Below are 24462 nucleotides of genomic sequence, written 5' to 3' on the forward strand. Positions count from 1 at the left end.
TTAATAGATATATATTATTTAATTTAGTGTAATTTTTACGTCGATTAATTAATAGATATTAAATATGCAAAAATAATGTTGTTATTAACTTTAACTTTATTTTTTGTTTATGCTTCTTATTTATGTTATCAATCTTAATTATATTAAGATTATCTAAATATTATCGTAACGCATTGCAAACTAGACAAATTATAGTATCAGATAATGCTAATTGTTTCATAATTGAAATTATTGTCTTATATATTGGCAATAGTAATTTATATATATTTTGTTTATCCAATTTTCTAATTTATCACCTATTATTTTACTGCGAGTGGCTGTATTGAATCGCGCTGTAAATTATGGGACGTAGCAAATTAAGTTTTTTGCCAAGATTTTTAAGAACAGAAAATCTCAATAATTAATGGAGTAAAATTATGAAGCAAGTAATTACTATGCAAGAAGCTAAAGAAGTGCAAGGTGCAGGTCTGGCTGATGTAGCAACTGCTTTGGTTGGGCTCTTGGTAATCTCTGCTGATATCATCTCAGGCATTGGTACACAGAAACTCACCTCATTTGTAGAAGCAATCGTTGGCGTCTTTACTGCTGTATTCAATCTCTTTGGCGGTAACAACTAAAAAGGCTGATACCACACTTTTTCATATCATTTAGCTTAAACACAGCGCACTGCCGGAATATCCTGTGGTGCGCTTTTTTGGTTGTTGTTTTACATATGATAATGAATGTCTTTTTTTAGGGAACCATGTATTAAAAATACGCACTTAACCTTACCTATTAGTTATAAATTTTACGAAATTAAATTCATAGCCTTGTTAAATGGAGTTTTTAATGGGCGATAAGCGGTTGAAAGTTGTCCTACAAAGCGAAGTGACTGAGTGCGGAAATGCTTGTTTAGCGATGGTTGCCAATAGCTTCGGTATAGAGCTGACTCTCTCTCAGCTTCGTAAGCTTAACCCTGCTGAAATCGGCGCGGGAGTAAATTTAAAAGATATTGCTGACGTTGCCACAATGGCTGGGTTTAATTGCGTACCCGTTAAGTTTGAGCCGAATGAGCCTGAAGAGCTTGAGTTACCCTGCATTGTTCACTGGGGGGGCAATCATTTCGTCGTCTTAGAGAAGGTGAGTAAAGATAAACTGTATGTCGTTGATCCGGCGCTGGGACGGAGAGAATACAAACGTGATTATTTCGAAGAAATGGTAACTGGTTATGCATTAGAGTTAACGCCAACATTCGAGAAAAAACCCGATCTCTCAACACTACTCACTGAGAATGCTAGAAACATTATTTCATTTTCGGGTATCCGCAGAGTGATGCCGGGCTTTCGTAACAGTCTCTTTATCGTTCTTCTGATTTCACTTTGTGTCGTCTTCATCTCAATGCTTTCACCACTGTATGTGCAGAAGGTAGTTGATGAGGCTATCTCGAAAGGTAATGTTGATCTGCTGTTTGTACTGTCGATGGTGTTTGGTGCAGTTTTTGTTCATGAGATTTTATTTAGTTATGTATCTGAAATAACAAAAATAAGTTTACGTAACCGACTTAAAGAGAAACTGACAACCAGTCTATTTTCGAAGTTGATTTATTTGCCAATTGACTATTTCAAGCGGCGCGTGACGGGTGACTCGCTATCGAGAATTAATTCATCAGAGGTTATTGCTCATTACATGGTAGATGGTGTCTTAGCACTCATGACGTCATCAGTGATGATAATACTCTCTATTTCTATTATGTTCTATTTCAATACCTTACTTACAGTTCTGTCTGTTTTGGTGATGATATTCTTTGCTTTGTGCAAATATTTATTTAAAAAGCGGGTTATTCACGTTGAGAAGCAGTTGATATCCGATCGGGTTAAAGTGGATTCACTGACCATTGATATCGTGAAGTCTATTAAGACCGTTAAGTCTTATTCTGCTGAATTCAGAAAAAATAATGCGTGGTCCAGCTTTTTCTCTTCCTATGTATCTCAAAACATAAAGAAGTCTAAGATCGACGTTAACCTCTTGGTTTTAGGTAAGCTCTTTCTCTATTCCGAGTTGATACTGATTGTGACACTAGGTGGGTATATGGTCATTTCTGGTGATATGACTGTCGGTACACTATTCGCCTTTATTATGTATAAAAATATCTTCACCGAAAAAGTCATTACATTGGTAGAAGTACTGGTTCTCAAACAATCCATCGAAGTCCACCTCGAACGGGTAAGTGAAATCATTGACGAAGAGTCAGAGATTGAAGATTTGACCCGGAATGAGAAAACTATGGAGCGACAGCTGGCATTTCCTGCACAACGTGAAATAAATGTCGCTGAAGGTGTCAGCTTGGTATTAAAAGAGATTGACTACCAACCCAAAGGTGCGGAACGGAAGATCCTTAAAAAGGTCAATATGACAGTTCGCAAAGGCGAGCGCATTTGTCTAATTGGTAAAACAGGTTCAGGCAAAACAACGCTGACCAGCATCATCTCAGGGTTATTTCAGCAGACTGGCGGCACGGTTGAAATCGACAAAGTAGACACTTCTGAGTTGAATCCTGTGGCTCACCGCTCGTTGACAGCAACTCTCTCTCAAGATGACGAAGTATTCGCTGGCACCATCGAAGAAAATATCACGCTTACTACTTACGATATTGATTATGATTATCTCGACTATGTTTGTAAGCTGAGTCTCATTGATAAAGATATAGAGAGAATGACTGTGGGGTATAAAACGCTGCTGTCTGAGAACTCTGGTTTTTTATCTGCAGGACAGAAACAACGACTACTTGTTGCGCGTGCATTGTACCAAAAACCCCGCCTATTAATTCTTGATGAGTTCACGTCAAATCTTGATAGCCGAACAGCAAAAAAGCTTGTCGACAACATAATCAAGTATGTGAATTGCACATTGGTTGTGATCTCCCATGATACCTCAGTCATTTCCCGCTTTGATACTGCGTACTTAGTCAGTAATGGACGGGTAAGAAAGCTGAAAAAAATGGAGGGGACAGAAAATGGCAATCATTGATCCTCAGAATAACCGCATCAGTCTAAAGGTGCGTTTTTTTGTCAGATTATTTTCCTTCTTGCCATATGGCCTCATAGGCCTCTGCCTTACTCCTTTTGCCATAAGGCAGTTCAAGTCGATAGACGATCAGCTTATCGGTGACAATATCCTGTCTTTTTTGTCGGATATGCGCGCTAAGAAAAGAGGTCTGGTCAAGGGAGTCAAAAGAGCGTTTCTTCTGTCTTTGCTCAGTCAATACCTGCTTTCTATCGCTTTTAACAATCGCCTTAAACGTATTTTCGACCATGCGGTTCTCTCAGATTCTCAGGCAGAGAAAATTCAACGAGACCAGACAGCACTTCAGATTTTTCTGGTACATCGATTTGGTTGTTTCCATACCATTGCGATTGCACTTGCTCGGCACTTTACTGCCGACGCCTCGATAAAAACGTTTATCCTCATTGACGACAGAGACCGGGGATATATCACCAGTAAAAGGCTTCAGAGCATATGCGACGCCCTTTTTGACGCCAATAAAGTGGAAGTGATCAAAGCAACCGAAGTCTCTTCAGAGAAAGAGCTTCGGCAGAAAATTATTGCTCAGCGTAGCAGGGTTATCATGCCATCGACACTGTCAGCGGTAATGAAAGATTTTGTGTCTGTGAAGTTTATGGGGAAAGACATTCAAGTGTCAGGTTGTTTTTCCTCATTGGTCAATACCCAACAAAGTTGTTCGGTATATACGCTGACATCAACGATAACGGTGTTTAAACACAGAGAGCAAGAGCTTGCGATGACAGCGCTCGTGCTCAGAGACAGTAACGAACATCAGCAACTGGCAAAACGTTGGCTCGGTAGCCTGATTCATGACCTTCAGACTCAGGTGATCCAGCAACCGGATAAGTGGCTTGAATGGGTGATGGTAGAAAAGTTTTATGGTCAGCCAAACTCGCTACAGATGGGGGAAGAAATGAAAGAGAACTTTGGAAACTTTGTAACGGGTAGAGTCGAAATACCCGCAGGGCTGAGGCTGCTTTCCTATTGTATGCTCTCGTTTCTTGTCACAGCGCTTATATTCATGAATACGGTTCAGTATTCCCCCAGCGAGGCGGTTCCCGGTTACTTATTGGCAACAGATGAGACTATAAAGGTAAAATCTGAGTACACGGGACAGATTTTGTCAGTGAACATTAATGAGGGAGACTTTGTCGAGGAGTCTGAGCTCTTATACACTCTGCAAATTAATAATCAGTCCACCGGTTCATCGACATTGGGAGACAGTCTGGCATCCCGATTGAAAAAAGATATTCAGGCTCTGAAAAAGCGAATTGACACGCTGAAAGAGGAATACCGAATCACCTCTCGCACGCTCAAAAATGAAATCACCAACAAGAAAGAGCAGTTGGTCAGTATTGATGGATTGATTGACCAGCAACAGGTGACACTGGAAATTCTCCGAAATTACAACAGACGTATTCAGTCGCTTTACCGAAAGGATTTGACCTCCAGAAGCCAAGTTGAAAAAGAGAGGCTAAATCTTCTTAATGCAGAGAAGGAGCTTTCAAATTTTGAGTTCCGTCGCAAGGGCTTATTAAATGAAATTCAGGGGCTGAGAAATGAAATCAACCGACGTGAGGTAAGCCTCAGGTTGAATGTTGAAAACGAAGCCATGAGTATTTCGACAGTAGAGAAGCAGTTACTTGAGCTCAGTGAAGAGCGAGTCGTGAGCATTTACGCGAGTAAAGCGGGATTCGTGAATAACCTTAGGGTAACGGCTGGAGATACCTTAATTGTTGATGGTCGGGAGATTATGGAAATAACCCCTGCAGCAACAGAAAGTATCAGTAGTGCAGTAGTGTTCATTCCGACGGGTATGTTGGCCAACATTGATATTGGTAAGCCTCTTAGGGTAGTGGTGGACGCTTTTCCTGTTTCTGAATACGGCAGCTTCAAGGGGAAAATTATTAAGTTATCCAGCTCTACCTTTAAACATACTGATTTTGTGGTCGAGTTGTCTCGTGGTTCTCTTTACTACAAGGCGGACATTGAGATTTACCCGGACAGGCAGGGAGACAAGAACAAAATCGACTCATTCAAGCCAGGGATGTTGATCACGGCGGATATTCTGGGAACCAATACCACCTTATTTGAATGGCTCTTCGAGCCCCTTCTGAAGTCGTTCAGGCGGGTATTCTGATCGGAGCGGACAAAGGAGTGAAAGCGCCTCGCTTCGGCAAGGCGCTCTTGTATTAAAGGGCTAGAAACGTTTTTAAGTCTTCAACCATAGACTCGGCGGTGTCTTTGTCTTCCCACTCGACAAAGATACGCAATAACGGCTCGGTTCCTGAGAATCGCAGCAGTGCCCAGCCACCATTTTTGAAATACACTTTCAGGCCGTCGGCATAGCTGACTTTTTCCACTTCATATTTGAAGTCAGGCAGTGCTTTCTCAACATAAATCTTGTTGTACAACTCTTCCCGTTGGGCGGGTTTAAAGGTGCAGTCACCTTCTGCGGTATAGGCGTAGCCATACTTGCTGTAAATCTCATCAAGCAGTTCTGACAACTTTTTGCCCGTGACACTGATCATTTCAACCAACAGGCTTGATGCAAATACGCCATCTTTTCCTTTGATATGCCCGCGAATTGTCAGGCCACCAGAGCTTTCACCGCCAATCAGCGAGTCATCGGCTTCCATTTGCGAACTGATGTGTTTGAAGCCAACAGGAACTTCAAAACACTTCTCGTCATGGTCAGCAGCGACTTTGTCCAGCAGATGCGTTGTTGCAATGTTACGGACAACCGAGCCTTTCCAGCCTTTGTATTCCAACAGATAGTAGTAAAGCAATAGCAAGACTTCATTTGGATGAATGAAGTTACCTTTTTCATCGATGATACCAAGACGGTCAGCATCGCCATCGGTGCCGATACCGATGTCGTAACCTTCGTGAGCAACCAGATGTTTCAGGCGATAGAGCGTTGCGGCGCTTGGTGACGGCATCAAACCGCCAAACGCAGGGTTTTGACCATCGTTAATCACATCAACGTCACAGCGTCCATTGATTAACACGGTTTGCAGGGCGTTTTTCGCTACACCGAACATTGGGTCAATCAGTACACGCAGATTCGCCGCTTTTATCGCATCAATGTCGATGAAATCGATAACTGCATCAACAAACTCATTCATCGGGTTGATGATGTGTACGCTGCCATTCGCCACTGCCTCTTCGAAATCGACAGATTTTATGTCGCTTTGCTGAAGCGTCGTCACCTGCTGCTCGATTTTCGCGGTGATCACTTCGTCAGCATCGCGGCCACCTTTGATGAACACTTTAATGCCATTGTAGTCAGCTGGGTTATGGGAAGCCGTAATACACGCAGAATAATGGGTATTCATCTCGCGGGCTTTGAACATCACGATCGGCGTCGGAACAAACTTATCAATAAAGCTGACCGTGATCCCATTGGCTGCCAGTACTTCGGAAAACCATTTTGCCGCTTTGTCAGACAGAAAACGTCTGTCATAGCCGATAACAAAACCCGGCTCCACCGCATTTTCGTTGATCATAATGTTTGCCAGCCCTTGTGCTGCCAGACGAACATTATCGCGGGTAAACTCTTCACCAATCAGGGCGCGCAACCACCAGTACCAAACTTAATCATTTTGAATCCCTTTCAAAGTAAAAACGGGAGCCTTGGCTCCCGTAAAATGTGTTAGCCCAGTACCACTGTGACCTGGTTGACGGTGCCTTCGGCTTGCGCTGGAATTGCGCCTTCGATTGCCTCGCCATTGAGTAAGAGTGATTTCACGCCTTTGCTGACGCCATCCGGGTTTTCAACCTTGATCTGGTAGGTGGCACCGCGCCACTCTCGATTGACCTCAAAGCCCGGCCAGTCTGTAGGAATACATGGGTCAACAGTCAGGCCATCGAAACCTGTCTGGACACCCAGAATGAAGTTGGTGACCGCGAAGTATGCCCAGCCTGATGTACCTGTCAGCCAAGGGTGATTTGCGCGGCCATGGTTTTCGTGATCACGGCCCATGATGAACTGCACATAGCTATACGGTTCAGCAATACGGGTATCAATCATGTCGTTTTGGTTGTATGGGTTCAGTGCGTCGTAAAACTTCATCGCACGGTCACCACGGCCCAGTTTGGCTTCAGCCACCCATGCCCAAGGGTTCGGGTGAGAGAAAATAGCGCCATTTTCTTTCACGCCCTGATAAACACGGGTTACAAAACCGATATCATCGTTTGGTGTAGCAAAAGACGGTGCATTCAGATGGAGACCGAATTCAGAGAACAGGTTCTCGTCAACGGCATCCATTGCTTTCTCGCCACGTTCTTGTGACGCAAGACCTGACAGTACTGCCAGCGTGTTTGACTCAAGGTGAATACGGCCTTCAGTTTGTTGTGCTGTACCGATCTTGTCACCGTTTTTGGTCAGTCCGCGAATATACCACTCGCCTTCACCGTCCCACAGATGCGCTTCACAGGCTTCACGAACGTTAGCTGCCATGATGGTGTATTTCTCAACATCGTCAGTTTTACCTCGGTGCTTCGCCAGTGAGATGAACTCTTGCAGCGCCCAGAAGTGCAGGAAAGACACCATTGATGACTCACCGCCACCGAGGTTGAGACAGTCATTCCAGTCTGCGCGCAGACCTTTACAGATACCTGTCTGACCAACATATTCTGCAGAGAAGTCTAGCGCCGCTTTCATGTGCTCGTATACGGTTGCGTCGCCGCCGTCAGCATAAGGAATCACTTCATCAAAGAAGCCTTCTTCGCCTGTTTCAGTCACGTATTTACAGATGGTTGGGATTAGCCACAGGTGATCGTCTGAGCAGGTATCTTCGATGCCGTGGATCTTATCTTCGTCGCTTGGCGTCGGGACGACCGTCGGTGACTTAGATGGCTCAACGTCTGCTTTTTCAGGATCGAACCAGTCAGGATCGAACAGGTGTAGACCGTAACCCGCTTTAACCTGACCACGAAGTAGGTCAACGAGGCGTTTTCTTGTCATCTCTGGATTGGAGTGTGGAACAGAAATCGCGTCCTGAGCGGTGTCACGGTAACCAAGACCGGTACGTCCGCCCACTTCGATAAATGATGCGAAGCGCGACCAAACCACACAGGTTTCAGCCTGATACAGGGTCCATGCATTGATCATGGTGTCCAGACCTTCGTTTGGCGATTTCACGCTAAACTTGGCACAACGGCTGTCCCAATGCTCGCGGATGCCAGCAAAGGCTGCGTCAACATTAGCGAAATCCTGATACTTCTCACGAAGACGTTCACCTTCGCCTTTACCCATGCCGAGTACGAAGACACAGCGTACTTCTTCACCTGGCTGAATAACGAATTGCTTGTGCAGAGAACCGCAGTGGTTGTAGCACGTCTGTACGTGGTTTGAACAACGACCCTTCTCGACCGCGATTGGGTTTGCTTCATCACGGTACAAGCCAAGGAAGCTGTCTCGCTGGCCGTCGTAGCTATCCGGGTCAAAGCTTGATGCCAGATAGTAGAAGCCTTCGTAATCGTTAGTGTTGTAATACAGGTCGTACTCAATGACACCATTTTTATATGAGGTACCAGCAGAGTAGAGACTCATCTGATGGTTCTGGTTGTCAGACTGAATATGGCTGAACGAGAACTCAACAAACGAGAAAGCACTGATAGTACGCGGCTTGTCGCCGTCGTTTTTGATTTTTACATCCCAGACCTGTGCGTCTTCACCCTTCGGTACGAACAGGGTTTTAGACGCGGTAATACCGTTGTATTCACACTTGAACTTTGAATAAGACAGACCATGACGGACTTCATAGCTGGCTTCTTCAAGGCTTTTGGCAACAGGCTGCCATGAGATTGACCAGTAGTCGCCTGTTTCGTCATCGCGAAGGTACACATAGTGACCCGGACGGTCGAATGTTGCGTTCGGACGGAATTTCGTCACGCGGTTATATTCAGGACTATTGTAAAAGCTGTAGCCACCAGCATTGTGAGAGATAACGGTACAGAATTTTTCTGTGCCTAGGTAGTTTGTCCAAGGCGCGGGAACGTCAGGGCGTGTGATGACATATTCCCTGTTTTCATTGTCAAAATAACCGTATTTCATGGGTGAATCCTTATTCGCTATCCTACTGTACAAGATCGAGACGTCATCACTCGATCCTGCCGTCCATTGTTCTTTTTTCATGACCGCCAGTTGCGCTGATTGTCATGGATATAAATCACCAGTGATTGCTGGTAAACGCTCATTAAAACCGGGCTTACACAAGGTAAGCCCATAAAATTCAGTAAAGGTTATGCTGTCCTCTTGCCATCAGTAGCGCACCGTCGATGGCATCACTGCATGGAGCAACCAGCAGGGAAGCCGCAGGTGGCGTCAACCATGGGAGGATTCGCTCTCCGATGCTGCCCATAAGAGCAATACGCTGCGCTCCCTTTGCATGGAGACCGAGAATCAGACGTTCAATGTCTTCTGCTGTTGCTCTCAGCATTTCAATCGCCAGCGGATCACGTTGTTCGGCATAGGCAAAGATGGCGGGGCTGAACTGACCATAATCCTTTGGTTTGGCCGTTTTTGACCAGTCTACAATCGCGTCAATGTCGTTATTGAAATGGTCAAGAACATGACCGACCAACGCGCTGACAGGGCGTAAACCATCGTTAGCCAGCAGGGTTTGCTGCACCAGTCGTAACCCCATTACAGCGCCGCCACCCTGGTCAGAAATAGGGAACTCACGACCACCAATAACGGTTTGTTGTCCGTGATTGATCATCACACCCACTGAGCCAGTACCCGCGATCACAATCGCACCATCCTGACCGGAAAAGGCCCCCATACAGGCACCATAGCCATCAGTATTTAGGGTGATATGTGCATAGGGGTGTGGGAGAGCCATGAATTGTAGCCAGGCCGAACGTTGTTCAGCGCCAGCGAGTGCCAGACCTACAGAAATATCGGCGAGGTCGTGAATACCAGCCTGTTCGGCAGCTTCACCAATCGCGGTATGTAAAGACTCCATCGCCAGTTCAACGCCAAGTAAAATGTTGGCGCTGCCTGTTTTTGCCTCACCCAGTATATTACCTGATGCGTCAGTGATTCTTGCCCGACAGGAAGTACCGCCACCATCAACACCGCAGTAAAACTTACTCACTTTCAAGTCTCCTGCTCTGTGCAGCTATTGCGAGCAGAAACCATGCGGCATGAGGGATCCATTGTTCACCCCAGCGCCAGTTCTGCAGCATGTCGTCTTTTTGTGGTTCTGGATTGAAGGCAATACCGCTAGGATCTTTAAAGCCTGCTGTGATCCCGTTGCAGATCCCGCCATAGGCATTGAAAAAGCCCAGTTCAGGCAAGTAATCAGGGTTGTTGCGACCATAACCGTCTAACATGCACATGTCGTAGGGGTTTAGTCCCAGAACCCAGTCCAGTGCATCCTGACCATACTTTTTAAGCTGGCGCTTTAGCGCCGGATCAAGATGCGTAGAGCCTGCCATAAAGGCCATAGATGCCAATGATCCAAGACGGGCATTTTCTCCTTGCCACCAGTAGCCAGTCTCATTGTCCTGAGCGACAAAAAAGCTGCTCCGCTTTTCGCCAGAGACGGGTTTCACATACTGTCGTGGATAGCCAAATGGATTACTGACTTCAGAGGTAATAGATAGTTCAAAGCGCAGAGCCTGTTCCAGTACCTGCTGATATTTTTCTGTTAAGGCACCATCATGTTCAACAGCCAGATATTGCATCAGCGCAATGGCTGGCAGTCCAGCTTCTGCTGCGTGGAAATAAGGCCTGCTGCCATCGTGTGTCGCTGACCAGAAGTGCTGAACATGCTCATCGCTTTGCTGGTAATGAGCCAGTTGCTCGGTCCATCTGCGGGCTTCAGTCAGGTATTCATCTGATTTTGTGGTGCGGAATAGCTCTACCGCTGCCAGCAGGGCACAGTAGGCATCAATCAGGTTTTCTTGACCATCATCAAGATACGCCCGGTTATTTTCCACCAGATGCCAGTAACCGCGCTCGGCGGTAATAAGGTATTGCTGGCTTGGGTACTCGCCTTGTGTGTTTTGTCGTGCAGCGACCGCCAAAGCGGCAATACTGACTCCAGCGCCTTGTCGGAAACCAGCCTCGAAGGCATCTGTTTTATGACCTTCCTGTGTCTCGTAGGCACATATTTCGCGCTGTGCGGTGTCTTTACTCCACTTGTCGAACACTGTCAGATAGAAAAAACCCGACGAGTCTTGCATACGAACCAGAAAGTCTGCGCCATAGAGAGCTTCATCGAGCAGTCGGGATTTCACAAAAGGTTCGAGGGAATTTTCAGCCAATTCCAGTGCTGTCAGCATGTTCCACACCACCATAGGGGTTTGCTGTGGATTCATGTAGTTGGCATAGGAGAGATGGCTCAAGTATTTACTGACATCACCGGATGCATCATACCAGCCACCGCTGACATCGACAGTATCTGAAGTGTTAAGAAGAGGTGCCCGAGTGTCAGCGTCATCAAACTCGCCGCTGCAACGTTGTGATTTGAAGTAATGAAGCAGGTCAGAAAAGGTTTTTTTTATCAGTAAGTTTGGCTTTATTTCAAAACGGTCTGAGGTGATATCACCGGCCCGAAGTTGGTAAGTACCAGGATCAGTGAGAGAGGAAAAATCGACACTGTATACGTCGCCAATCTGCCAGTTATCAACAGTGCTGGAATCGCTAACAGGCAACTCCATCACAGTGTGTCCAGTCTGACAGTCAACGACCTGAACCGCAGTGACCGGGCAAGAAGCCCGGGTCACGATCAGTGCTTTTTTACTGCTCTGGCATTCATAGCCTAGATGGTTGAGTAACAACTGCATTGTTTATCCTCGAAACATGTTACTGAACACGACAGTGATCATTCGTACAGATAGCAACGAACAAAGTGGTTGTCTGATAGTTTGGTGACACCAGGCAATGCTTCTTTACATTTGTCGGTGGCATGCAGGCAACGCCCCGCAAATGGGCAGCCTTTGGTGTCCGGTGTCCAAAGTGGGATCTCACCTTTGTTGCCGTCTAATTGCTGGTGGATAGACTTGCTTGGATCCGGCACGGCTGACACCAACAACTTGGTGTAAGGGTGTTGAGGGTGATGAATGATTTCTTCACAGTCGCCCCATTCAACCATGTGGCCGACATACATTACTGCAAGATCTTCAGCAATATAGCGGGCAGTTGCGATGTCATGGGTAATGTAAAGCAGCGCCATTTCGCGCTCGAACTTCATCTCTTCCATCAGGTTAAGAACACCTGCGCGGATAGAGACATCCAGCATAGAGGTTGGTTCATCAGCCAGCACCACTTCAGCACCCACAGCGATGTTACGTGCTAGGTTGACACGCTGACGTTGACCACCAGAGAGTTGATGAGGGAATTTAGCAGCCGTTTCTTTCGGAGGAGTAAGGCCGACCTGCTCAAGCAGTTCATAGACACGCTCTTCCAGTTCTTTTGGGCCGCCATTGATCTTGTTGTGAATTTTCAGTGGTCTTTCGATATGGTGAAAGATGGTTTGCGTCGGGTTAAGTGAACCAAACGGGTCTTGCCATACCATTTGAACACCCTGACGGTACTCCATCAGATCACGGTGTTTTTGAATGTCCTGAATGTCACGCCCTTTGTATTCTATGGTGCCATGATTGGGCTGATACATTTTAGCGATCATTTTTGCTGTCGTTGACTTACCGGAACCGGATTCACCTACGACAGAGAGGCCACGACTTTTGTATAGTTTAAAAGAGACGTCGTTGATAGCCCGCATAACGGGCTTATTCATTGAATTACTGTTGATTTCAAAATCTTTAATCAGATTTTTTCCTTCAACAATTGGTTGTCCTAATTCTACGCTCATAATTACTTCCTCACTCACACCGCTTTTAATTAAAGGCCAGTAAACAGATGGCAACTGGTCATGCGGTTTTGCTCTACTTCGGTCAGACGGGTTGCTGTCTTAAAGCAGCTTTCTTTGGTTTTCCCGCAACGAGCCTGAAAACGGCAACCCTGTGGAACTTCCAGTAGGTTCAGAGGGTTACCCGGGATACCGGTCAGTTTTGGTTTTGGACCGGTTAATGGAGGAAACGAGCCTGCCAATCCTTCCGTGTAAGGGTGGAAGGGGGTAGACAAAATCTCTTTCGACGGTGCCACTTCAATTAACTGACCGGCGTACATCACACCGATACGGTCAGTGAATTCCACCATCAGAGAAAGGTCGTGGGTAATGAAGAGAATAGAGAAGCCAAACTCTTCTTTTAGCGCGTAGATTTTCTGCAAAATTTCGCGTTGTACAACGACATCAAGTGCCGTTGTTGGCTCATCCATAATGATGAGCTTTGGATTCAGAGCGAGCGCAACAGCGATAACCAGACGCTGACGCATGCCCCCAGAGAACTGGTGTGGATAATCACGGAGACGACTTGGGTGAATATCAACAATCTCCAGCAGGCCCTCTGCGCGACGGACTGCCTGGTCACGCGTCATGCTGGTGTGGCGCATGATCACATCACAGAACTGTTCTTCCATGGTCAATACAGGATTCAGCGCGTTCATCGCTGACTGAAAGACCATAGACATCTCACTCCAGCGGAACGTCTGCATGCGCTCGTCGCTGTACTTGAGGATATCTTCACCATTAAACAGCACTTCACCACCGCTGATAAAAGCGGGTGGCTTATGAAGACGCATCAGGGAGAAGGCAACGGTTGACTTACCACAGCCAGATTCACCAGCCAGACCAAGTACTTCACCTTTTCCAAGATCAAAACTTACATTGTTGACCGCACGAACATCGCCTGCATCAGTAATGTAATCCACGCAAAGGTTACGGACAGATAGTAAAGGTTCTCTCATACTCATTTTTCACCACTCCATGCTACATCCTGAAGGGCAGGCTTTTCTTCCTGACGGGATTTTTGGTCTTCTTCCTGCATTTTCTTCCAGCGGCGCATGCCTTTCTGAGCGCGCAGTGCTGGGTTAGCAATTTCGTCAACCGCGAAGTTGATAAGTGCTAGCGCAATACAAAGCAGTGTTAGTGCTAAACAAGGTGCCAGTACTTCCCACCAGATACCGATAGTCATCGATGAAGAAGAGCGGATATTCATCAGCATGGTTCCCCAGCTGATAGAGTTCGGGCTACCCATACCGATAAATGCCAGAACAGACTCTGCAAGAATTGCGTACATCACTGAGCCAATAAAGCTGGCACCAACAAGCGGGATCAGGTTTGGTAGAATCTCGACAAACAGGATACGGAAGCGTGATTCACCAAGCACTTCTGCCGCTTTGACGAATTCTTTTTCTCTGATTGCTAGGGTTTGGGAACGTATAGTCCTCGCACCCCATGCCCAGGAGGTGAAGGCGATTACAAGCGCGATAACAAGCGGTCCTGCCTCCCCTACAAATGCTGCGATGATCATGATTATCGGTAATTGAGGAACGACCAGCATAACGTTCATCGCACCGGAAAGTACGTTATCTACTCTACCGCCAAAATAGCCAGCGGAGATGCCCATAATGGTTGCGGTGATACAAACGAAAATCCCTGCTACGAAACCAACCATCAGTGATGTACGTGCGCCGTAAACAACCTGAGACCAGATATCTCTTCCCAGACGTGTTGTACCCAGCACGTGTTCAGCATCTTTAGACATACGCAGGCGACGAGAGTTGTCTGCGAGGTTTTCAGCTACCCAACCATCAGGGTTCGCTTGCGCGGCCTTTACGATTGCACTCGGGTATTCATGTGGTTTACCTGTTCTCTTGTCTGGTGCAAATTGTGTAATTAGAGGCGCGAAAATGGCCATTAGCATGAAAATAGAGAGCAAGACGACACCAATTAGTGCTTTGTTATTGCCTTGAATAATTTTAAATAAATCTTTCATGATTATTTGCCTCCCTTACGCAGGCGTGGGTCAAGCAGCACAATGAAAATGTCAGCAAGGAAGTTAAAGAACAGCATTACCAGTGTCAGGATGATCAGAAGACCCTGTAGTACTTGGTAGTCACGCGCGTTAACGGCATTCAGCATCATGTTGCCAAGGCCGGGATAGGAGAAAATCATTTCAACAACAAGCTGCCCACCAATAGCCATACCAAGAGCCATTGATAGGGCTGTTACCGTGGGAAGCAGTGCATTTCTTGCTGCATAGTTGAAAACAACACGTCTTTCGTTTAAGCCCTTACCCTTTGCCATGGTGATGTAATCTTCATTCAAAAGGTTAATCATGTTGTTGCGCATGCTGATGAGAAAGCCACCAATTTGTGCGGCTGTTGCACAAAGTAATGGCAACACAGCGTGATAAAGAATTCCTGTGTAGGTGTCTAAGCTGCCCCAATCAAGGATTGCTCCTTCTGGCATACCATAAGACGTTGGAAACCATTTAAGACTGATCCCGAAGGTGAATAAAACAAGCATGGCGATAACAACAGGTGGAATAGCCTGTAATGCCATGAAGCCAGGGGATGCGAAGGAGTCAAATTTACTGCCTCGGTTCCAGGCAGCATATATGCCACAGATTGACCCGATGCAGAATGCAAGAATAACTGATGAACCTGCAAGGAATAGCGTCCAGCCTAACGCACTGCCTATAAGAGCATTTACCGTTAAAGGATAAAAAGCAGTTGAAATACCGAGTTCCCAGGTGAGAATACTTTTTAGATAAGCAAAGAACTGGACGTAGATTGGACCGTCAACGAACCCGAACAGCTCTTTCATCGCTGCAAGTCGTTCTGGGGTGACCTGTACTGTCGCATTGGCGAACATCATGGTCACTGGATCCCCGGGCATGGCACGCGGCAAGATAAAGTTCAGCGTGATTGCGATGAGCAATGCGCCAAAATAAAACACTAAACGATTTAAGAAAAATCCCATAACTCACACCTTTAATGGCACAGCAAAGCCGCGACCAGAGAATTCAAAACCCCAATGGTCAAAATAAGTTGTTTTTCTTGGGGAAAATGGCGGTGCTGGTTGCACCGCCTGATTACAGTAACGCTTTCTTACGATTGTGGCTTAAGGTCTAGAACGTGCAGCAGACGCTCTGGGACACCTTGCCAGATCATTGGACGGCCTTTAGCATTGTCAGCACTCCACCAGCCAGTGAAACGAGTGGTGTTGAACTGATACAAGCTAGCAGCAGACATGACTGGGATAACGGCTTGGTTATCAGCCAAGATTTTCTGTATCTTGTGAGCCGTTTTCAGCTGTGTTTCTTTATCAGCTGTCTGATAGAAGCTTTCCAACAGTGCATCTACATCGTCGTTCTTGAAACGGTGCATTGCGAAACGCGGGTTACCTTCTTTCGCCATGAAGCGAGAGTGGAAACCTGAATCCCACGTCAGATACGGATCTGGCCCTGTGAAATAGTTAGTTAGAGCGACATCAAAAGTACCGCCAGTCATCGCTGCGTTGTATACAGCAAAGTCAGGAGTAACTGCTTTCGCATTGATACCTACTTCAGCAAGATTCTCTGCATAAAGTTGTGCAGTGTTGTTCCAGTCAGACCAGCCAGCTGGAGTCTGGATTGCCAGCTCAAAGCTCTTACCTGTTGGAGTTTCAACAAAGCCGTCGCCATTTAGGTCTTTAAAGCCAGCTTTTTTAAGTAGCTCTTTAGACTTAGCAACACTGTAAGTGTTGTAAACTTTGTTTTTGTTGAATACGTCTTTGTCAGACCAGCTGCTGTAAAGCTCAGCAATACCGCCTGCAGAGTGGTTAGGTGAACCATTACCGTAGAATGCGATGTCAATGATCGTCTCACGGTCAACGGCTGTTGACATTGCGCGACGGAAATCAATGTTTGTCAGAGCTTCATTCTTTGCTGCATCTGGGTTAACAAAGTTCACAAGGAAGTTTACAGAACTACCAACTGGAGCCGCCCAGTATTGATGATTTTTGTTAATAGATGCGTACGTTGAGTCGATATCAGGGATGAATGAAGAAGTCCAGTCCAATTCAGACGCAACAACTTTCGCTAACAGGCCGTCATTACTCTTTATCAGAGGAGCACGCAGACAGTCTACGTCCAGATTCGCTGCATCCCAGTAGTTAGGGTTTTCACATTGAACGTAAAGGTTGCTGGTGAAGGTATCAATCTCAGTAAACGGACCTGAACCAACTGGGTTTTCGTTGAAGAAGGCTTCAGGCTTCTCTACTTTGCTCCATACGTGCTTTGGAACGATAGGAGTTTTAACCAGCTGGAATGGTGCTTGTGCGTTAGCTTCAGCCAGGCCGATAACAACGCTGTTACCCTTAACTTTTACGTCAGTGATCAGCTTAGCGTTACCAGCTAAGTCAATTGATGCATTCTCTTGAATAAGCTTATAAGAGTAAGCAACATCTTCAGCAGTCAAGGCTTTACCGTCTGACCACTTAACGCCTTCGCGAATGTCAAAAGTGACAGTGCGCAGGTCGTCAGAAATTGAGTAGCTCTTCGCCAGACGTGGAACAGCTTTATTGCCGTCCAGTTGGTTGAAGACAACAAGTGGCTCGTAAATGAAATCTAAAGTAGTTTTCAGATTTTGCTCGATGTACGGGTTGAAGTTACGAGTCAGTTGTTGGTAGAAGTCAGGTACAACAGTCAGTTCTGCTCTTTCAGAAGCACTCGCTACAGGAGCTGTCAGTGCAGTAGCAGCAGCGACCACCGCAAGTGCTACTTTAGATTTTTTCAACGTGGTAAGCATTCGTTATTCCTTACTCAGCTTTCGTTCCATTCTTATTTCTCACCCAATTTGGGAGAGGCCGGAGCTTGCTATGAGCGCGGGTCACATCCTTCCGCTCACATGGCCGTGCAAGTTCAGTGCAGGTGTTAGGAGACTCCGCATTTAATTCAGGGTCAATCGCGCCACCCGTTAAAATCGTCAAACAGGACGAAAGGTGTGTTAAAAACGTCAAAAACATGCTTTTCACATATCAAACTTCTGATGCTTTTATCAATCATTAAGTAAATATTACAGTTATTTATACACTGCTCAATTAATAAAAAATCTATAAAAAACATGACCTAATAATGATTAAAATATTTATTTGATATCGATCAGGGATGGATGGTGAGATATAATTTTTGACGTGAATTTATGTTTCCAATTTGTTGTGATTTTCTTCTCATAAGCTTAAATTTGTTTTTGTTGCAGCTTGTGGAGATGTTTTTTTAAACATTTTTGTTCATGTTCTGTTGCTAAAAAGTACGCTTAATTATCATCGTGAAATTGTAGTTTTTGATTTTTATGAGGTAAAAAAAAGCCCCAAAAAGGGGCTTTTTGATAGTCAGTATTTAGCGTGTTATGAGTGTTTGAAGCCGATCCCGCTGTACCTTGAGTTCAGTAAAGCTCTCAGTCCCTGGTTGTGTTTTATCGAGCACAAAGTCAATCGTTTTCAATACCGTTCGCCAACGTGGAGACTTTGGAAGGGTCTCCACTTGCAAGTACTTGTCCAAGGTGCGAGTTTGTAGGGTACTGCGATCTAGGTAGACCCTCCACAAGCCACTTTCCTCCGCAAGCGCGAACTTGTTTTTGCCCGTTTCCTCTTGCCAGTATTCCAGCGCACTGACCATAACGGAAACTAAAGTCTCCCGTAGAGTATCTGTTTTATCAGGTTTATCCCGGTCCAGCTTATCGGCCATGTTAGAAAACTCGCCCCCAAGACCTCGAAGCACATCAAGGTTGGACTGATTGCCGTCGTAAGCAAAGTCAGCCAGTACCTGAATTGCATTTTCAAGTGTTTGAAGTCTGTGGGTCGGAATGTCATCGTCAGTATTGAGTAACAATACCGTGTGAATTCCCGATGACTCCGGTAGAACAAATACATCGGTTTGAATAGCTGTAGTGATCCCCCTGACTCTAAAGTTGAGATTACCGCTATAGTGGCCTTTGCTGTTGCTCGCATCAGGAAGGGGGGTGATCAAAAAGTCTTCCAATACATGTCGTTCTATCTGCTCAGGTTTCAGAGAAAATAATCTGCCACTCGCATCATTGGCATACTTGATACGGCCATTATCATGAACACAAATGATGGACTCAGGCACTGTATCTAATAGATTGAGAAGACGGTTTTGCGTTTCTATCAGCCCGGCCTCCGCTTGTTCACGAAGGTGGATTTCGTGTTGAAGAGCCTGATTTTGCTCCCGTTCTCTGTCTGTTAGATGAGCGTCAATATATGCGCGGATCCTCGCACTTATTTCGTTCTTGTTGAATGGCTTGGCAAGATAGTCATTTGCCCCCACATCGAAGCCCTTTATCCGATCCTGCATCTGGGTTAACGCCGACAGCATGATAATTGGAAGTTCGGTTTTAGTATGGTGTTCTCTGAGATGCTGACAGACATCATAGCCGCTTAGCTCTGGCATCATGACATCAAGCAACAGCATTTGTGGCTTGCGAAGTGTGACCATTTCTATTGCCTGCCGACCATTTTCTGCGGTGATCACCCGGTATCCCTCAAGTTTCAGGAAGTTTTTGAGGATTTGCAGATTTACAGGTTCGTCGTCGACCACCAGGATGAGAGGAGCTTCTGAATTTTCTTCTTCTTTGTCTTCACTGTGGAAGGTTTCTTGTGGGGCCGGCACACTAAAGTGGTGGCGTTTATCACTTTGCTGACGCTGATCAATTTCACCTTTTGAAGCCAGTGGCAATGTAAAACTGAACGTTGTACCAATCATTGGCTGGCTACTGACATACAGCTGACCGTCCATGATTTCAATCAGCTTACGGCTTATTGACAAGCCCAGTCCTGCACCCTGTCGATAATTCGATGCGGTTTGTCTGGCCTGTGTCAGGGGTTCAAATATATAGTCAATTTCTTCGCTTGGAATACCTTGTCCGGTATCCATAACCTGTATTTGGACACTGTCGTTGACCGCATCAGCCTTGATAATAACTTTCCCCTCATCGGTGTACTTGATGGCATTACCGACGAGGTTATATAAGACCTGTTCCAGACGTTGCTCATCTGCTTTTACAAGAGGTAAATCAATCGGCATCTGATTGATAATTCGGACAGGTTTGTTGCCAATCAAATGGCTAGACAGTTCTATGACAAGCCGGACGGCGCTTGAGGTGTCTACCGCTTCCAAATGCATATCCAGTTCACCGTAACGCATTTTGTGGTAGTCCAGTAAGTCGTCGACCAGACTCGACAGCCGCTGACCACTACTGATCATCATTTGCAGCTGACTTTTCTGCTGATCTGGCACGTTCCCTTCGATACCGGCCAGCATAGACTCAGCCATACCCACCATGCCATGTAGCGGTGTTCTGAGCTCATGAGAGGTTGTTGCGAGGAAGTCATCCTTCATCTTATCCGCTTGCTTCAGCTCAGAGTTTTTTGTCTGGATAAGGGCGATATTTTCCTCAAGCTTGGTGTTTTGTTCTTTTATTAACGCCAGTTTATCTGATATTGAACGCTGCATCCGGGCAAAGCTGGTCGCCAGCCGGCCAATTTCATCCCGTCTGTCGGTATAGGCTATTTCTTGGTCCATATCACCGGCAGAGACTTGTTCAGCCGCCCAAGTCAGTCTGAGCAGTGGAGACGTGATGGAGTTGGATAAAAGATGTGAGGCGAGTACCACAAGAATAATCGCTGAGACCATGACGACAACAAAGATTTTTTCTAGTTGAGAAATACGGGCAAACGCTTCTTCTTCTGGCAGTTCTAGAACCAATCCCCACTGGTGGCCCAGAATACTGACGGGAGCATAAGCACTGAGCACTCTCTTCCCATCAAAGTTCTCAAAACTACCCACGCCTGTTTGACCATCTATTGCTTCATCAATGGCTTGGCTTTGCAGTTCAGTTACCTTAAGTGTTTCTGACGGGTTACGCAGAATATGGTCCTGGCCAACAAGTAGGGTTTTCACAAAGCCCTGTGCTTGATCGCGGCTCAACATGTTAGCCATTGCCGTATCTGGCAATCGGAACATGATATAACTATGCAGATAGTCATTTTGAGTGATTGATGTGGCAAACCAAGCTGTGCGATTACCTTGTTCATCTTGTGAAAAATCAGTAAAGATGATCGGCTTTTGGTCATTAATTGACGCGTTTTTTACTCTGGCTCGCTGACTATTTTTTTCTTCCAACCACAATTTGGTTTTTTTCTGGAGCTCAGCGAAGGCTTTACCTACTGGCTTCTCTTGCCATTTAGGATCGAGCAGTCTCTCGGTAAAAGCATCCCCACGCCTTGCCGAATAGACCACATCCCCTTTCAAATCAATAAGCAGTGCATCGTCAAAGTCTGATCGTTTCAAATACTCAAGGTAAGGACGGTTATATCGATTAAACGCCATGGCATAATTGCCACTATATTGTTGGTTGCCGATATTAATATTGTCAAAGCCCTGATTTAGGTAGCGCTCGCGAATCAGTTTTCTCTTTTCCTCAGACATTTCAAGAAACTGTGCATATGCGCCAACCAAACCGTAAAAACGTCCGCCGCTGTTTGTGGCAAGCTCTGAAGAAGCGAAAATATCGATATCCAGCCTACGGTCATTGAAGTAATTAATCAGTTGCTCTTTTTGATTACTCCTGAGCGAAGCCATATGGTTGGTGCTTTGATCCCTCAGATCGCTGGTATGCGACTGAAGGAAAAATAAGGCAAGCAAGGTAAGCGGTGTAATGCTTAATACCAAAAAGGCAATCATCAGGGTGTGTTGAAGCCTTTTGAACTTTTGTTGTTTCTTCATTTTTTTGCCCGGGGGATTGAGACTGGCTGGCTGTTTGTTCTTCTCGCTGAGAGCTTGTCCAAGCTCTTGCAGACAGAAGGTTTGATTTTGGAATGTTTCATGTCGCTATTCAAATCGCATGTCATCTTTCATACTTGCAGTCTTGAGACATTTTCAGCGTACCGTTTCACCTACTTTCGTCTCTAGTGATGGCGTTTTACACCTTAGTATTCGGATGTACTTAAATTGGCAGCAATGTTGGCGGCATTTTTGACTGATGAAGGATAATTGGCAAGGAATTGTCGTTGTTAACGCGGGTAAGTTGGCAAAATTGACGGATTTAACGGGCTGCTACTGAGTAGCAACCCGGTAGTGACTACATTTTTTGAGCCTGATAAATCGCAAATTTAGATGTTTTGGCTGTGACGTTACACTCTCCCAGTGCAGCCTCAATGAGCGGCGGATAGCGAAGGAAGCTGTTGGCGACTATCGTAATTTGACCTTTGGTAGTGAGATAACTGGGCGCATCCTTGATGAAGGTCTCTGTGGCAGCATAGTAAGTTTTCAGCCCGGCATGGAAGGGGGGATTACTCACGATGAAGTCAAACGAATCGCTGACGGAGCTGTAGACATCCGATGCAGAAACGGTTCCGTCAATTTCGTTAAATCTCAGAGTTTCTTCTGCGGATGCTACTGCCAGTGCACTGACATCAACCATGTGGATATCTGCGTCAGCGAAGCGGCTCTTTATGACGGCGCCTATTACACCAGCCCCACAGCCAAAGTCTAACACTTTACCTTTAATTTTTGGCAAGTTATCCAAAAGTAAGCGGCTACCCACATCCAGTTCATTTTGGCTAAAAACACCGGGTAAGGCACGGATAGTGAGAGAGGTTTCTCCCAGTGATAATGGGTAACTTTTAAACCAATCCTGCTTGGAGAAGGGATTGGGTACTTGCTGGCATTGTCCCCAATAAAAACTGCAGCGACGAGCACTGTCAAACTTGGTAACTTTGCCGTAAGGTGCGAACATCTTTTCAATGCTTTTTACACCGCTACGGTTTTCTCCCACAACACAGATTTCACAGTGGCTGGCACACCTGTCCATGAGCATTGCCAGTAGATACTCTGCTTCAGCTTTTGCTTTTGGCCAGTAAAGTAACACCAAATCTATGTTTTTGTTTTCGGGATATTCTGCGCCAAAGTAAGTATTAACCGCCGAGTAGCTTGCCATTTTGTTAGCAAACGCGAGGTTAGTGGTGAAGACAGATACACTGGCTGCGGTATCACAGAGTTCTGTTGCGAACGTATCTTCCAGTTCGCCTGCCAGCAGAACGTGCTTACCTTCGAAATAGTCTAGTTGACGAGCCACAACCTGGCTGGGAGTGCTGTAGGACATGTTTGCCTCTGTTCAAAAAATCCGGCGCGCATTGTCCCACAAAGCCCTGTCTGTGGGAACATGCGTCCATTCAGCCTTGATCAGATCACGAGTTATCCTGTTTATCCAGAAACTGATGGAACTCAATCTCGTACATATGGAATAAGACGAGTGTGACGCTGAAAACTATTGGTCCGTATATCAGGCCCATCAGTCCAAATGCATGAAGGCCACCGAGCAGCGAGAAGAAGATGAGCAGGGTATTCATACCAGAGTTGCCCTGCATCAGCAGAGGTCTCAGTAGATTATCAACTGAGCCTACTACCACTGCACCCCAAATCACGAGAAACAATGCCCACTGCCAGTCACCGATGAGGAATAGATAAATTGCTGATGGAAGCCATATCAGTGTGGTACCAACGACGGGGATAAATGAGGCGAATGCCATCATGGTACCCCAGAACAGCCCTGGAAAGCCTGCCAGCCACATAGCAAATCCACCCAATATTCCCTGAGCAAGTGCGGTGAGAAATGAACCCAGTACGGCTGATTTTGCTACTTTTTCAACTTCATCTAGCAAGGTATCTTCCTGACTGCGCGAGAGAGGGATCACGTGCCTGAGGGTCTGAATAATCTTTTCATGGTCGCGGAGCAAGAAAAACAGGACAAAAAGCATCAACAAAAAGTTAATGAATACACCCGTGATGTCACCAACAAACTTAGAGCTGAGGCCGAGCATCTGCCCACTGAATTTTGACAGGGTGCTGGCTGCATTCTGCGCTATTTCCTGCGCAGAAATAGGGTCTATGGGTAAGGTGTTGACCAGATCAATGACGTAAGTAACTTGTGGTGAATCCAGAATGACTTTTGCTCCACCAGAGGAAAACCATGCGTAACTGTCAGTGAAAAATCGCAGGCTCTGATTGAGGATGGCTGCGAAGACAAACGCCAGAGGAATAATGATGATGAACGTCAGTAAGGTACAAGATAATGCAGCAGCCGTGTTCGCTCTATTCGGTATTTTCTTCTGTATCCAGCCATGAAGCGGTGCGCAGAGCAAGGAAACGATAAACGCCAACACAATAGAGCCCACATAAGGCTCAATAAGCGTATAACAGGCATAAAAGGCAACCAATAAAGCTGCAATTAACGTCCAATGGCGAACTTCTATTTTTATTGGTGAGTCCACGATATCCATTCCTCAGGTTTGTCTGTAAATCTGGTGAAAAGCGAGTGTATCAATGTATGATACGCATCAGACTTTACAGGAAAAAGAGCATATTTAATGGGATGTTGTGAAGGAAAGTGCAAGTCAGAGAAAAAATATCGTCCCGGGATGGTGACATGTCTGGCAGTGGTTGTACTTATAATGGTTGCCTGGTTCTGGCAGTAAAAAAACGGCGCGATGCGCGTTT

14 protein-coding genes and 1 pseudogene are annotated in these 24462 nt (G+C 45.8%); 3 read left to right on the forward strand and 12 right to left on the reverse strand.

The genetic code is table 11. The annotated features are described in order from the left end of the window. The first annotated feature begins 416 nt into the window (after nt 1-416). From A8L45_RS12570 to A8L45_RS12580, 3 genes are all read left to right on the forward strand, one after another. The gene (locus A8L45_RS12570; RefSeq protein WP_068902780.1) at nt 417-617 is read left to right on the forward strand and encodes a hypothetical protein; all 201 of its coding nucleotides are present in this window, start codon (nt 417-419) and stop codon (nt 615-617) included. A 211-nt stretch (nt 618-828) separates the two neighbouring features. Further along, nucleotides 829-3006, forward strand: a complete 2178-nt coding sequence (locus tag A8L45_RS12575) for a peptidase domain-containing ABC transporter (protein ID WP_068902782.1) — start codon at nt 829-831, stop codon at nt 3004-3006. Then, a complete protein-coding gene (locus A8L45_RS12580; protein ID WP_068902784.1) occupies nt 2993-5182 on the forward strand; it encodes an HlyD family secretion protein in 2190 nt (729 codons plus the stop codon). Before A8L45_RS12575 ends, A8L45_RS12580 begins: the two co-directional genes overlap by 14 nt. A gap of 52 nt (nt 5183-5234) precedes the next feature. On the opposite strand, the pseudogene A8L45_RS12585 reads toward A8L45_RS12580, so the two are convergent. The 12 genes and pseudogenes from A8L45_RS12585 to A8L45_RS12640 all read right to left on the reverse strand — a co-directional run bounded on the left by A8L45_RS12585 (nt 5235) and on the right by A8L45_RS12640 (nt 24236). Beyond that, nucleotides 5235-6646, reverse strand: a pseudogene (locus A8L45_RS12585) (phosphoglucomutase/phosphomannomutase family protein). A 51-nt stretch (nt 6647-6697) separates the two neighbouring features. Then, entirely contained in the window at nt 6698-9103 is a 2406-nt protein-coding gene (locus tag A8L45_RS12590) for a glycoside hydrolase family 94 protein (protein ID WP_068902786.1), read from the reverse strand. Between the two features lie 178 nt (nt 9104-9281). Further along, nucleotides 9282-10148, reverse strand: coding sequence for a glucosamine kinase nucleotide-binding domain-containing protein (locus A8L45_RS12595; RefSeq protein ID WP_068902788.1), 867 nt, complete (start codon nt 10146-10148; stop codon nt 9282-9284). After that, nucleotides 10141-11844, reverse strand: coding sequence for a glycoside hydrolase family 9 protein (locus A8L45_RS12600; RefSeq protein ID WP_068902790.1), 1704 nt, complete (start codon nt 11842-11844; stop codon nt 10141-10143). The genes A8L45_RS12595 and A8L45_RS12600 overlap by 8 nt, the downstream gene beginning before the upstream one ends. Before the next feature lie 38 nt (nt 11845-11882). Further along, nucleotides 11883-12872 carry an ABC transporter ATP-binding protein gene (locus A8L45_RS12605; RefSeq protein WP_068902792.1) on the reverse strand — a complete coding sequence of 330 codons (990 nt, stop codon included), beginning with the start codon at nt 12870-12872 and terminating at the stop codon, nt 11883-11885. Between the two features lie 29 nt (nt 12873-12901). Then, nucleotides 12902-13867: an ABC transporter ATP-binding protein gene (locus tag A8L45_RS12610; RefSeq protein WP_068902872.1), complete on the reverse strand. Its 966-nt coding sequence runs from the start codon at nt 13865-13867 to the stop codon at nt 12902-12904. A 2-nt stretch (nt 13868-13869) separates the two neighbouring features. Further along, entirely contained in the window at nt 13870-14898 is a 1029-nt protein-coding gene (locus A8L45_RS12615; RefSeq protein WP_068902794.1) for an ABC transporter permease, read from the reverse strand. A 2-nt stretch (nt 14899-14900) separates the two neighbouring features. Further along, nucleotides 14901-15887 (reverse strand): ABC transporter permease, encoded by a 987-nt coding sequence (locus A8L45_RS12620; RefSeq protein ID WP_068902796.1) that lies wholly within the window; start codon nt 15885-15887, stop codon nt 14901-14903. 128 nt (nt 15888-16015) lie between these two features. Continuing rightward, the gene (locus tag A8L45_RS12625; protein WP_068902798.1) at nt 16016-17695 is read right to left on the reverse strand and encodes an ABC transporter substrate-binding protein; all 1680 of its coding nucleotides are present in this window, start codon (nt 17693-17695) and stop codon (nt 16016-16018) included. Between the two features lie 590 nt (nt 17696-18285). After that, the gene (locus A8L45_RS12630) at nt 18286-21690 is read right to left on the reverse strand and encodes a response regulator (protein WP_068902800.1); all 3405 of its coding nucleotides are present in this window, start codon (nt 21688-21690) and stop codon (nt 18286-18288) included. Nucleotides 21691-22045: 355 nt separating this feature from the next. Next, nucleotides 22046-23068 (reverse strand): 16S rRNA (guanine(1207)-N(2))-methyltransferase RsmC, encoded by a 1023-nt coding sequence (rsmC, locus tag A8L45_RS12635; RefSeq protein ID WP_068902802.1) that lies wholly within the window; start codon nt 23066-23068, stop codon nt 22046-22048. A gap of 85 nt (nt 23069-23153) precedes the next feature. Continuing rightward, on the reverse strand, nt 23154-24236 hold the full coding sequence (locus tag A8L45_RS12640) for an AI-2E family transporter (RefSeq protein WP_083228328.1): 1083 nt from the start codon (nt 24234-24236) through the stop codon (nt 23154-23156). Between the last annotated feature and the right edge of the window lie 226 nt (nt 24237-24462).

Source organism: Veronia pacifica, assembly GCF_001707825.1.
Classification (GTDB): domain Bacteria; phylum Pseudomonadota; class Gammaproteobacteria; order Enterobacterales; family Vibrionaceae; genus Veronia; species Veronia pacifica.

Excerpts from the sequence above, each read along its gene's own strand:
- A8L45_RS12610 (WP_068902872.1), bottom strand. The coding sequence starts at position 13,867 with ATGAGAGAACCTTTACTATCTGTCCGTAACCTTTGCGTGGATTACATT.
- rsmC (WP_068902802.1), bottom strand. The coding sequence starts at position 23,068 with ATGTCCTACAGCACTCCCAGCCAGGTTGTGGCTCGTCAACTAGACTAT.
- A8L45_RS12630 (WP_068902800.1), bottom strand. The coding sequence starts at position 21,690 with ATGAAGAAACAACAAAAGTTCAAAAGGCTTCAACACACCCTGATGATT.
- A8L45_RS12575 (WP_068902782.1), top strand. The coding sequence starts at position 829 with ATGGGCGATAAGCGGTTGAAAGTTGTCCTACAAAGCGAAGTGACTGAG.
- A8L45_RS12600 (WP_068902790.1), bottom strand. The coding sequence starts at position 11,844 with ATGCAGTTGTTACTCAACCATCTAGGCTATGAATGCCAGAGCAGTAAA.
- A8L45_RS12620 (WP_068902796.1), bottom strand. The coding sequence starts at position 15,887 with ATGGGATTTTTCTTAAATCGTTTAGTGTTTTATTTTGGCGCATTGCTC.
- A8L45_RS12570 (WP_068902780.1), top strand. The coding sequence starts at position 417 with ATGAAGCAAGTAATTACTATGCAAGAAGCTAAAGAAGTGCAAGGTGCA.
- A8L45_RS12605 (WP_068902792.1), bottom strand. The coding sequence starts at position 12,872 with ATGAGCGTAGAATTAGGACAACCAATTGTTGAAGGAAAAAATCTGATT.
- A8L45_RS12625 (WP_068902798.1), bottom strand. The coding sequence starts at position 17,695 with ATGCTTACCACGTTGAAAAAATCTAAAGTAGCACTTGCGGTGGTCGCT.
- A8L45_RS12590 (WP_068902786.1), bottom strand. The coding sequence starts at position 9,103 with ATGAAATACGGTTATTTTGACAATGAAAACAGGGAATATGTCATCACA.
- A8L45_RS12615 (WP_068902794.1), bottom strand. The coding sequence starts at position 14,898 with ATGAAAGATTTATTTAAAATTATTCAAGGCAATAACAAAGCACTAATT.
- A8L45_RS12580 (WP_068902784.1), top strand. The coding sequence starts at position 2,993 with ATGGCAATCATTGATCCTCAGAATAACCGCATCAGTCTAAAGGTGCGT.